Raw genomic sequence first — 11,531 nt, 5'->3', positions numbered from 1 at the left:
GTCATGATTCGCCTCTCTATCCCCTCAATAACTTAGCGCGACATAGCTAGCAGTATGTCGTGAGAATGACTGACTCTATGATATTTAATTGAAAAAGTCGTAAGAAGTGGCCACTATAAGCCTCAATCTATCGTTTTTTTGAGATTATAATGACTCGAGCTAAATCTACCTTAGAACAATGGCGTATTTTGCAAGCGGTGGTCGATTTTGGCGGCTATGCCCAAGCGGCCGAAAAACTCAACAAGAGTCAATCGTCACTAAACCATGCGGTTGCCAAATTACAGCATCAATTAGGTATTGAACTACTCGAAGTCAAAGGCCGTAAAGCCTATCTCACCCAGCAAGGCGAAGTACTGCTGCGCCGCTCACGGCATGTCACCCAAGCCGTCAACGAGTTAGAACAGCTCGCGAGTAATCTCGAGCAAGGGTGGGAGCCGACACTCACGATTGCCCGTGAAATTATCTATCCGATGGAAAGCTTAGTATGTGCCCTCAATGCGTTTCTGCCCCACAGCCGTGGCACTCGCATCATCATGCTGGACTCAGTGATCACCGGCACCCAAGAGCTCATTCTGCAGAGTAAAGTCGATATTGCTATCTGTGCAGGGGTGCCGCCTAAAGGGTATTTATCCGAGCCTTTATGTGAACAAGAACTCTACCTCGTTTGTCATCCAAGTCATCCACTCGCTGACTTAGGTTCGATTGAAGACGATAAGCTACTGGCACAGTATTTACAGTTAGTGATCAAAGATACCGGCGTGCAATCCAATATCGACATCGGCTGGCTCAAAGCTGAGCAGCGCTGGACAGTTTCTAACTTCCACGAAGCAAAAGTCATTTTAAACCAAGGTATTGGTTTCTGTTGGATCCCGTCTTTTTTAGTCCAAGAGGAATTGGCTTCGGGCAATTTAGTGCGTTTACATCTTGATGGCAGTCAAAAACGCCGCATCATGTTAAGCCTAGTGATCCCCAATAGGGATCAACAAGGACCAGCATCTAAACTGCTTGCCTCTTTGATTTTAAAACAGCATGGAATTGAACCGACAAATAACAATTAATAGCAAGATAACCAAACGAGTTCTCAATTTGAGTGAGCAAGACGCTAAGAGCCTAGTGCTGACGCTGGTTTAGTGCTTAGTGCTTAGTGCTTAGTGCTTAGTGCTTAGTGCTTAGTGCTTAGTGCGAAAGAATAAATGCAGAGAGGTTGCTTGAAAAAAGAGAATGAACAGCTGAATGGACATAGTTAAAGCCTAATCTTACACACTAAAATCAACATAGCGTGCTGGTTGCTGACCCAAGTATTGCGGCTGAATAAATCCTGCTTCCTGCGATGCATCATCCTCTGCACTTGACTCACTCTGCGGTGACGCACTGCGATTCTCAATCGCACTGATGCTTGAGGGCGACTCGTTTATCTCGTTGGTATCTTTTGCTGCCAGAGTTGGCAGAACAGTGGCGGATTGCGCATGATTAGGCTGCTCGTTTACAGGGGCTAGATTAGAAGGCTGAATATTGACTTGCTGCGTTACGTCAGCACGGACTGAAGGTCCAATGCTGGCTTGTGCAACAGCGGCATAATAACGACTTGCGGTACTATCGGGTCTTGGAATAAAACGGGTCGCTAAATCAGCAGCAGTTGATGCTTTTCCAAATGCTAAGGTTGCAGTCGGTGGCTCAATGGTTTCCACTGTCGTTGGCGTATTAACTGAGCCGCTGGTACTAGAGGTATTAGATGGAGTTTCCGAACTAGGATTAGAGCTAGTATCTGTCGTCGCTGCGGTTTTGGCCCTCTGCGCTTCAACCCTTTGAATAAGCTTATCGACTGCATCTGATACTGGTGTTGAGACGGCATTTTGGGGCTGAGCGATATTCCCTGACTCGTCAACTTTCCCCGTTACTACGGGTGTGTGTTCTTGCAACGGCGGTAGCTCTTTAATCTGCGCATCGGCGCCCACTAAGATTTGGGTTGTTTGTAAGTCTACAATCTGTTGTTGCCGCTCTTCAGCAAGCTTCACCTTTGCTTCATTCATTTTTTGCAAAGCTTCAGCGGCAACGCGGATATCCGCAGATGAAGGATCAACCGGAGCCATTGCCGCCGCGTACACTTGCTTCATTTTGTTTATTGTTGCGAGTGGATCGCCTCCGACAGCAGAAACATCGATCTGCACTTCTCCATCGGTAGCATAACGTTGGCCATCGGCGCCCTTCTCATACTTAAAACTCGGACTCTGAGCGTATTGCCCGCCGACGGTGGCATGGGCATGTTCATGGGCTTTAACCTCAGAATCTCTGGCCTTAAGTGAATCAACCTGTTGTTGCTGTTGCGCCTGCGCTTTTTCTTGGGCTTGCTTCACTTGCTCCTGAGCTTGCTGTGCCTGTGATTGTTGCTGCTTTGCTTGTTCCACTGCTGCAGCTTGCTGTTTCTGCGACGCTTCTTCCTGTGCTTGCTTTTCAAGCTGATTATCGTTTTTAGCAAAGACATCGGCTAAGGCTTGCTGACGATCATCGGTGTTAGACGCTATAGCAGGATCTTCTACCTGACTAACTTGAGCCTTAGCGTCACCGAAAACCTGGGTAAATTGTTCCAACACTGTCGGTTGAGCAACTTCATTGCGAGCGGATTGATCTGCTGCTTGTGCAGAGTTTGACTGCTCAACAGTCCCCGCAATCGCTGCTGAACTATTACTACTTATATTTCCAGAATTTCCAGAATTTCCAGAATTTCCAGAACTGTTATTTACAGAGCTGTTACCTTCCGAGGTAGAGGGGTCAACTACCGCTGCGCCAGTAAAGACAGTTTGCGGCCCAAACACTGCGGCTAAATCAGGCGTTATTGGAGAAACACTGCCCGTACTCGATGGATTAAAAGCGGGAAGATCTGTGCCAATTGATGAACTCGGAGGCATAAAAATATCGGCGGGAATACTGCTCGTGACACTAAGACTCGGACTTGTTGTAGATAAGGCGTTTGCGCCAAGGCTAGTTCCTATAGTACTCGTGATTGATGAAAATACCAGAGTCGACACAGGTGCGGCAATTTGTCCCCCACGCACACCAGAAATGGATCTAGGTCCCGTTAATAAGCTAAAACTGGCATCGGCATGTAAACTCGCCCGATCTTTTAACCCATTGACTTGAGTAGCATTGGTTTTAGGAAGAGTAACCTGCGGCCTTGATTCAGCAAAAGGACTGGCCTTTAGTGCTTGGCTTGCGCCATTAAACGCTGGTAGTACAGGCGAAGCAGCAGCAATTGCAAGCGACGCTTTTACAGCATTAATGCCAGCGACATTTGAACTTATGGGTGTCGCCGTATTTGTCCCGTTGAATAAAGGCGCTGATGATATAGCGGCAGGCGTAGCAGAAAATGTTTGAGTGCTCGATGGCAATGAACTAGCAGCCAAAGAACTCGCATTAAAAGACACATTTGGTGATGAGTGGAGAGATTGAGAAACGTGAGTTGCTAATGAAGCAATAGGCGCGGCTTGAACCGGAGCGGTTGAGGTTCCAGTAAAATGTGGTTCATAGGCACCACTCACTTCAAATTTTGCTGAGCCTGCAGTGTGAGCGCTGGCTCCTTGATAAGTGCTATTAGCTTGACTCTGGCTTTGGCTTTGGCTTTGAGTCTGGCTTAGATTCGAGCTTAGCGTCTTATCATGTGCCGAAAATGAAGAGGATGGCGCTCCAACCTTAGGTGATAGCGCCACAACCGACATAATATTTACACCTTAATATTAATGATCGAACCTATCGTTTCTGAATCAGTTTCAATCACTTCTGTTGAGGCTTCACCTTGTCTTAATGACTCATTTGCTGCCAGTAATGCCGAGGTTTTATCGGGCTGGGCAACATCTCTGGCAGGCTCAGCCGGAGTTGCACTTTGCGTCTGCGTAGGTTTAGCCACATCTATTGTTGCTTGAGTGAGCCCAGATTGAGCACTTTGCAAGCCTTGCAGACCGGATGAATAAGCAGATTGGATTTGCATAACGGTATTCCTGCACGCTGTGATTAATGGGTCAATTATTGACCAGTAACGTGCAAAAGTACAGATTTTATCCGCATTCTCAGCATTTATTTACGGCCAGATTTATCCTGTGATCCAATTAGCTTCCCAATCCTTAAATACGGGGTTAAAACCCTGCCGTTGCATCTGTTCGATAACTTGCTCGACACTGCGATCATCGCTTATCTCAAATTGATCGAGTTGACTGTCAGGCGCTTGATAGCCGCCCGGTTGTGTCGAACTGCCCGCACTGATTTGAGTGATCCCAAGTGGCAAAAGATTATCCCTCAGCTCAGGGCTTTCTCTTGTCGACATGCTGATGTCAAGCTGTTGATTAAAAAGTCTAAATGCACAAATCATTTGCACTAAACCTAGATCCGATAGCATGACTTTTGGGGTGATCCCGCCAGTACAAGGCCTTAACCTTGGTAGCGAAATACTAAAGCGGGTGCGCCAATAGCGCCGTTCTAAATAGTCGAGATGATATCCCATCATTAACGCATCTAAACGCCAATCATCCAGCCCGAGTAATACCCCAAGACCAATTTTATCGACGCCCGCCGCCGCAACTCTGTCAGGTGTTGCTAAGCGATAGGCAAAATCCATTTTTTTCCCCCTGGAATGGTGACTAGCATAAGTCTCTGGTTGATAGGTCTCTTGATAAATCATCACAGCATCTAAACCTAGCGCGACTAACTGGCAATAATGGTCCTCACTCATGGGCTGAACCTCCATCGCCACATGGCTAAATTGCTGCTTTACCAGCGGCAACATTTGCTTGAAATAATCAATACCAACCTTAGTTTCATGCTCACCCGACACCAGTAAAATAGAATCAAAACCTCTGCCTTTGATAATGGCTATTTCAGCCATCAACTCCTGTTCATTCAAGGTTTTGCGTTTGAGTTTGTTACTCATGCTAAAACCACAGTAATCACACTCATTAGCGCACAGATTCGAGACGTATAGCGGTAAATACATGCCCAGATTCGCGCCAAATCGCTGCCGCGTAAGCGCCGCAGAGTGCTGCGCCATGGTTTCGATATAAGGTTCCGCCGCAGGTGATAGCAAGGCCAGTAAGCTACGTAAATCCCCAGCTGGACTCACTAACGCCCGCTCAACATCTTGGGCTGTGCAAGAATACAAATCGAGTAACAGTTTATCCCGTGGGATCTTGGCAAATTCCGCTACAAAACTCATTGATTTAAAAATCCCGTTAGAGGACTGGTATGTACCGCGCCCGTTTGTACTCGGCCAAGCCCAGCTGCAAAGGCCCGTCTGCCGCATTGCACCGCCTCTTTAAAGCACTCGGCCATCACTATCGGCGACGCGCTGCTGGCGATGGCGGTGTTGACGAGCACCGCATCGGCGCCCAGCTCCATTGCCCGCGCAGCCTGTGAAGGCGCGCCAATACCGGCATCGATCACCACTGGCACCCGCGCCTGCTCTATGATGATTTTTAAAAAGCTTTCAGTGACTAAACCTTGATTACTGCCAATCGGACTCGCCAGTGGCATAACCGCGGCGCAGCCCACTTCTTCTAAACGATGGCACAGCACAGGATCGGCATGCACGTAGGGCAATACGATAAAGCCTTTCTCACAGAGAATTCTGGCCGCCTCTAAGGTTTCTATCGCATCGGGCATTAGGTACTTAGGATCCGGGTGGATTTCGAGCTTAATCCAATGAGTTCCCAGCATTTCACGGGCAAGCTCAGCCGCAAACACCGCTTCCTTGGCGTTTCTCGCCCCCGAAGTGTTAGGCAATAGCCGTACACCCGCTTGACGTAACGGCGTGAGTAAATCATCAAGCCCAATTTTAAAATCAATTCTTTTCATCGCAACTGTCACTAACTGCGATTTTGAAGCCGTTATCGCCTCAAGCATCACTTGGCTATTGCTGAATTTTCCCGTTCCGGTAAATAACCGTGATTCAAACTCCACATCGGCAATCGTTAACATACTAGCCTCCCGCTACAGCTGAAAAAAGTTCTAATTTATCTTCATGTTGGCAGAGAATCGATTGCCAGCTATTACGCGGAACCACCTCTGCATTCAACACGATAGCGACCGAATCGAGGGCTATATCTTGCGCGAGGATCACCGCCGCGAGTGAAGTCGGTTCCGTTAATGGCTGCGGGACATTATTTATGTGAATTAAAATCATATCAAACCTCCATACTTTATAGTTTGCTGAGCTTATCGGATGATGAACGAACCTCTTTTGGACCACATACGTCACAATGGGGATCCCGCGTTAATGTCGCCGCTGTCCATGAAAGTGATTTAGCGTCGAAGCGCCAAAAACGCCCCAACAAGGCGCTTTTCGATTCATCACATCTATCCATATTCAGCAAGAGTTTCATGGCCACCAAAGATTGCATTGACGCCATGACGCCTACGCTCGGCCCGAGTACGCCTTGGGTACTGCAGCTCTGCGACACTCTCGTCTGCGCGGGGAAAATACAGTGATAACAACCACCAGAGGGGAACTGCATTTGGTCGACCGCGAACAATTGGCCGCTAAATGCCGCGATTGACGCGCTGACTAAAGGTAAAGCCGCTTCGATACAGCTGCGATTAATGGCTTGGCGAGTCGCAAAGTTATCGGTGCAGTCAAGTACAAGAACTCTTTTACCTTGTTGTTTTATTTGTAAAATATCCGCCAAATGATAAGCCGATGTCGCAGCATTAAATGCTGTTTCATAGGCAGTAACAGTGCAATGCGGTGCTATGCCATTGAGCTTTTGCTTGGCAACTCGCGCCTTATTGAGTCCAATATCGGCATCGTTGAATAACAATTGTCTTGGCAGATTTGATACTTCAACCTTATCCATATCGATTAAGGTCAAGCGACCAATACCTGCACAGGCCAGATATTGCGCCGCCAATTGCCCTAAACCGCCAAGACCGATAATAACAACGCTGGCGTCGACCAGTTGCAATTGCCCAGCCTCACCGACTTCAGGCAATAAGACTTGCCGAGAATAACGCATGAAATCGGCATCACTGAGTGTATGGCCGCAGTGTTCATTGTCGCTGTGTATATGACCGCAAAGAACCTCTGCGTGAGGAAGCGGTGGGTTTTTACTCATGCTTAGCACCCAACTCATGCTTTACAGCCAGTTCTTCAGACAAGCTACATTGCTCCCAAGCTTGGCTCAGCTCTGCAAACGCGGCTAACGGATCCTTAGCTTTCGTTATTGCGCGCACCACAGCAATATTGCCAACCCCTGTAGCTTTCACCTTTGCCAGATTTGTTAAGTCAATACCGCCAATGGCGACCAAGGGATAATGATCTTGGAGTAACGCCACATAGTGTTTAAGTTTTGCGAGCCCTTGGGGCGCCGAAGGCATTTGCTTCGTTGTGGTTGGGAATATATGCCCAAGCGCTATGTAGGATGGCGAGTATTGGTGCGCCAATAGCAACTCGAAATAACTGTGGCTCGATATGCCTAGCGCGAGCCCCGCGGCTTGAATGGCCGCTAAGTCAGTAACGGCGAGATCTTCTTGGCCTAAATGTACCCCGAAGGCATGGTATTTTATCGCTAACTGCCAGTGATCATTAATAAAAAGCTGTGCATTAAAATGCTTGCCTAAGGCAATGGCCATTTGAATTTGTGCTTCTAATTCGGAGCCAATTAACTCTGGTTCGCCTGACTTAGATTTGCCTGACTCACATCGACTTAGCGCAGACTTGCCTAAATTAAATTCGGCTGGCGCTGCACTAGTCAATTCGCTGATGTCGGTTTTTATCCGTAACTGCAGGGTTTTAACGCCCGCAGCTAACAAACCCTCCAGCATGGTTAAGTCACTCACCACAGGGTAAACACCAAGATCGGCATCGAGCACTTTAAAACCGTGGGATAAAATATTTTGAGGTGGCGTCGAGGCTATTCTTACCTGAGCGGTTGCCTGATCTGTTGCGGATAAAACTGTTGCAACTAAATCACTTCTAACGTCAAGATGTCGATTGAGGTGATGACGAATAAAATTGCCATCACACAGATTTATCTTGGCATAGCGGGACAAGTTATTAGGCCAACCCTTACGGGCCAACGGCCCTGGACCTTGCCCTAAACCAATCGCCGCGCTTAAGCCTTGACTCACATAGGCTTTCGCAACCACCACCGCATCTTGCAATACAAAACCCTGCGCTAACACGGCGGCAATGGCCGATGACAAAGTACAGCCACTACCATGGTTATGACGGGTATTAACCCGCTGGCTGGCTAACCAGAAGCGCCCATTTTGATGCAGTTTAGAGCTCGCGCGCACTTGACGACAAACTAGATAATCCTCGGCAAGCTCAAGATCCCAGCCATTACTCTTGTAAGCGATATCATGAGCGTTAGTCTGAGTTTGAGCATGAGTATCAGCAAGAATGTCAGTGCAACCAAAGCTCACATCGCCACCTTTAGCGAGCACACTGCAATCAAGGCTCTGGGATAAAGCCAGTGCCGCGGCAGCGAATTGCGCTTTCGTTGAAACATCACTGTGAGTTAACCGCCCAAGTTCAAGCACATTGGGCGTGATAAGTTCGATTAAACCTTTGAAAGGCTTAAAATCTAAGGCTGATTTGGCCGCACTTTTTATATCCTGACAGTTATCGACTGCTAATGCATCGCCACAACTGGCGACCATCACAGGATCGACAATCACAGGCACAGATGGATAGTGGATTTTAAAACTCGCGATCCAATCTGCCAGCAATGCCACTTGAGTTTGATCTGCCAGTAAGCCGATTTTAATTGCTTTGGGTGGCAAGTCGGAAAGTAGAGTCGTCAGCTGAGCCATTAACATCGCCGCTGATACGGGCTCGACTAAAATGACCGCCACTGAGCTTTGCGCCGTCACTGTGGTGATCACGCTGCAACCGTGACAGCCCAAATCTTGAATTGTCGCCAAGTCCGCCTGAATACCGGCACCGCCGCCACTGTCTGAACCAGCTATGGTCCAAACAAACGCGGGACGCTCGGTATTCATGGGCGCATTATCCCCATGAATACCCAACATAATTAGGCTTCCTCAGCTTCGGCGACGAGCTTGTCTTTCACGTGATAGATCTCGGCGCCCGAAGCAGCAAATTGTGCCGATTTTAGCGCCATAGCCGCTTCCAACTCCTGCGGCGTCTTGACTGTGACTTGCATGGCTTGGTCAGCAGCTTCAACTTGATCCGCCTTCGCTTGTGCCGCCTCTAAGCCAGCGGCATAGGCGCGCACATCTTGGGTGATTTTCATCGAACAAAATTTAGGGCCGCACATAGAGCAAAAATGCGCGACTTTAGCGGATTCCTGCGGTAAAGATTCATCGTGATAAGCACGTGCGGTTTCAGGATCGAGTCCTAAGTTATATTGATCTTCCCAGCGGAATTCAAACCGCGCCTTTGCCAGCGCATTATCACGAATTTGCGCACTCGGATGACCTTTCGCCACATCGGCGGCGTGGGCGGCAATCTTATAAGCAATCAAACCTTGCTTAACATCTTGTTTATTCGGTAATCCTAAGTGTTCTTTTGGCGTGACATAACACAACATAGCGCAGCCGTACCAAGCGATCATGGCCGCGCCTATGCCGGAGGTGAAATGATCATACCCAGGTGCGATATCGGTGATTTGCGGGCCAAGCGTGTAAAACGGCGCTTCATCGCAGTGAGCTAACTGCTTGTCCATGTTCTCTTTAATGAGTTGCATCGGGATATGTCCCGGCCCTTCGATAATGGTTTGTACGTCGTATTCCCATGCGATTTTGACTAGCTCACCTAAGGTTTCAAGCTCTGCAAACTGGGCGGCATCATTGGCGTCAGCAATTGAGCCTGGACGCATACCATCACCTAAAGACAGGGATACATCGTAGGCGACGCAAAGCTCACAGATCTCACGAAAATGGCTGTAGAGGAAGTTTTCCTTATGGTGGCTCAGGCACCATTTGGCCATGATTGAACCGCCGCGGGAAACGATCCCAGTGACGCGTTTAGCCGTCATCGGCACGTAGCGAAGCAGCACACCAGCATGAATGGTAAAGTAATCAACACCTTGCTCAGCTTGTTCAATCAAGGTATCGCGGAACACTTCCCAGGTTAAATCCTCTGCCACGCCGTTCACTTTCTCCAGCGCTTGATAAATCGGCACTGTGCCAATGGGCACTGGCGAGTTACGGATGATCCACTCGCGGGTCTCGTGAATATAACGACCCGTGGATAAATCCATGACCGTATCTGCACCCCAACGGGTTGACCAGACGAGCTTTTCCACTTCTTCCTCGATGGATGACGTCACCGCAGAATTACCAATATTGGCATTCACTTTCACCAAAAAGTTACGCCCTATGATCATAGGTTCGGCTTCGGGATGGTTAATATTCAGCGGAATAATCGCGCGGCCACGGGCGACTTCAGAGCGGACAAATTCGGCGGTAATCGGCTCGCCGACTAAGGCACCAAAAGCTTCACCCTTGGCTTTACGATTAAGAATTTCATCCTGTACCTGCGCAAGTGCCATGTTCTCGCGGATCGCCACATATTCCATTTCGGGCGTGATAATCCCTTGACGGGCATAGTGTAATTGACTGACTCGTTTACCCTGCAGCGCTCTGCGTGGGCGGACAATTGCACTCGAACCTGCCTCAAAACGCAGATGGTCTAAACCGTCGTCGGCGAGTCTTTGTTGGGTAAAATCTGAGGTCGCGCAGGGTAATTGCTCTGTGTCGTTGCGGGCTAGGATCCAGTTTTGTCTTAATTTACCAAGGCCTAGACGCACATTGATATCGGCCTCAGGATCGGAATAAGGTCCAGCGCAATCATACACGCGTATTGGCGGATTTTTTTCCATGATAGGCGCATCATCTGTACCGCCGACAAGGGTGTCAGTCTGCAGGATTTGCCGCATGCCAACGCGAATATCGGCACTTGAACCTTCGAGGTAAATCTTTTGTGAATTAGGATGTTGCAGCGGCGCTAACGTATCGATAAAGGCTTGGGCCTGCGCGCGGGTTTCGCGGCGACTCGGCGCCTTAGGCACGATTGATTGACTAGACTCAGCCGATTTATTAGGCACTGTCGATTTATTAGGGATTGTCGATTCTGACGCTGTGATTTCTATCGCATTGGCAGCTACAGCTGGGTTTTGGTTTGAACTGGACATAAGCAATCTCACGTTAAAAAATGGAGTTGCTTGTCTGGAGAATTGAGTTGTTGATAGCTGGGCATGGCAATCAATTTTTGTGACCAACACTGGCTTCAAAAATTGAGTTACCCTGCTCAATAACAATTAAATCTAAACATTAAGGCTTAAAACACTGCTGAGTTAACAGGTGTTCAAGCCGTCTATTTTGGCGATTTAATATGTGTTATTACGCTTGTTTCCTTCGCAGGTTTTAACCTGATCAGGTTCAACGGATCCCGAATAAACGGTCTCAGCCAAGAGGCACTCCGACAAGATGAGTGCGCAGTATAGACAGAAGCGGCAGCAACAAACAAGGAAAAAAGTAATTAAAAGCCTTAAATACCAATCCAAAATAAAGATTCATAATTT

9 protein-coding genes and 1 riboswitch are annotated in these 11,531 nt (G+C 48.2%); of the genes, 1 reads left to right on the top strand and 8 read right to left on the bottom strand.

The window, feature by feature from the left end; translation table 11 throughout:
• Positions 1–149 precede the first annotated feature (149 nt).
• Positions 150–1,058 (top strand): LysR family transcriptional regulator, encoded by a 909-nt coding sequence (locus tag DYH48_RS08660; RefSeq protein WP_006081753.1) that lies wholly within the window; start codon positions 150–152, stop codon positions 1,056–1,058.
• 198 nt (positions 1,059–1,256) lie between these two features.
• Here the strand turns inward: DYH48_RS08660 and DYH48_RS08655 are convergent, their stop codons facing one another.
• The 8 genes from DYH48_RS08655 to thiC form a co-directional block, all read right to left on the bottom strand.
• The gene (locus tag DYH48_RS08655) at positions 1,257–3,713 is read right to left on the bottom strand and encodes a putative metalloprotease CJM1_0395 family protein (RefSeq protein ID WP_115334531.1); all 2,457 of its coding nucleotides are present in this window, start codon (positions 3,711–3,713) and stop codon (positions 1,257–1,259) included.
• 5 nt (positions 3,714–3,718) lie between these two features.
• Positions 3,719–3,982, bottom strand: coding sequence for a hypothetical protein (locus tag DYH48_RS08650; protein ID WP_006081755.1), 264 nt, complete (start codon positions 3,980–3,982; stop codon positions 3,719–3,721).
• Positions 3,983–4,084: 102 nt separating this feature from the next.
• On the bottom strand, positions 4,085–5,200 hold the full coding sequence (gene thiH / locus DYH48_RS08645; protein ID WP_115334530.1) for a 2-iminoacetate synthase ThiH: 1,116 nt from the start codon (positions 5,198–5,200) through the stop codon (positions 4,085–4,087).
• The gene (locus tag DYH48_RS08640; protein ID WP_115334529.1) at positions 5,197–5,961 is read right to left on the bottom strand and encodes a thiazole synthase; all 765 of its coding nucleotides are present in this window, start codon (positions 5,959–5,961) and stop codon (positions 5,197–5,199) included. The genes thiH and DYH48_RS08640 overlap by 4 nt, the downstream gene beginning before the upstream one ends.
• A 1-nt stretch (position 5,962) precedes the next feature.
• The gene (gene thiS / locus DYH48_RS08635; RefSeq protein ID WP_107404594.1) at positions 5,963–6,166 is read right to left on the bottom strand and encodes a sulfur carrier protein ThiS; all 204 of its coding nucleotides are present in this window, start codon (positions 6,164–6,166) and stop codon (positions 5,963–5,965) included.
• Positions 6,167–6,182: 16 nt separating this feature from the next.
• The gene (locus DYH48_RS08630; protein WP_115334528.1) at positions 6,183–7,094 is read right to left on the bottom strand and encodes a HesA/MoeB/ThiF family protein; all 912 of its coding nucleotides are present in this window, start codon (positions 7,092–7,094) and stop codon (positions 6,183–6,185) included.
• The gene (locus DYH48_RS08625) at positions 7,087–9,015 is read right to left on the bottom strand and encodes a bifunctional hydroxymethylpyrimidine kinase/phosphomethylpyrimidine kinase (protein WP_115334527.1); all 1,929 of its coding nucleotides are present in this window, start codon (positions 9,013–9,015) and stop codon (positions 7,087–7,089) included. The genes DYH48_RS08630 and DYH48_RS08625 overlap by 8 nt, the downstream gene beginning before the upstream one ends.
• Before the next feature lie 2 nt (positions 9,016–9,017).
• Positions 9,018–11,141: a phosphomethylpyrimidine synthase ThiC gene (gene thiC, locus DYH48_RS08620; RefSeq protein ID WP_256613033.1), complete on the bottom strand. Its 2,124-nt coding sequence runs from the start codon at positions 11,139–11,141 to the stop codon at positions 9,018–9,020.
• Positions 11,142–11,342: 201 nt separating this feature from the next.
• Positions 11,343–11,441, bottom strand: a riboswitch (TPP riboswitch).
• Between the last annotated feature and the right edge of the window lie 90 nt (positions 11,442–11,531).

Origin of the sequence: Shewanella baltica, assembly GCF_900456975.1 — a bacterium.
GTDB lineage: Bacteria > Pseudomonadota > Gammaproteobacteria > Enterobacterales > Shewanellaceae > Shewanella > Shewanella baltica.
This window is presented reverse-complemented; position numbering and strand designations above follow the sequence as displayed.

Excerpts from the sequence above, each read along its gene's own strand:
- DYH48_RS08660 (WP_006081753.1), top strand. The coding sequence starts at position 150 with ATGACTCGAGCTAAATCTACCTTAGAACAATGGCGTATTTTGCAAGCG.
- DYH48_RS08655 (WP_115334531.1), bottom strand. The coding sequence starts at position 3,713 with ATGTCGGTTGTGGCGCTATCACCTAAGGTTGGAGCGCCATCCTCTTCA.
- DYH48_RS08650 (WP_006081755.1), bottom strand. The coding sequence starts at position 3,982 with ATGCAAATCCAATCTGCTTATTCATCCGGTCTGCAAGGCTTGCAAAGT.
- thiH (WP_115334530.1), bottom strand. The coding sequence starts at position 5,200 with ATGAGTTTTGTAGCGGAATTTGCCAAGATCCCACGGGATAAACTGTTA.
- DYH48_RS08640 (WP_115334529.1), bottom strand. The coding sequence starts at position 5,961 with ATGTTAACGATTGCCGATGTGGAGTTTGAATCACGGTTATTTACCGGA.
- thiS (WP_107404594.1), bottom strand. The coding sequence starts at position 6,166 with ATGATTTTAATTCACATAAATAATGTCCCGCAGCCATTAACGGAACCG.
- DYH48_RS08630 (WP_115334528.1), bottom strand. The coding sequence starts at position 7,094 with ATGAGTAAAAACCCACCGCTTCCTCACGCAGAGGTTCTTTGCGGTCAT.
- DYH48_RS08625 (WP_115334527.1), bottom strand. The coding sequence starts at position 9,015 with ATGTTGGGTATTCATGGGGATAATGCGCCCATGAATACCGAGCGTCCC.
- thiC (WP_256613033.1), bottom strand. The coding sequence starts at position 11,141 with ATGTCCAGTTCAAACCAAAACCCAGCTGTAGCTGCCAATGCGATAGAA.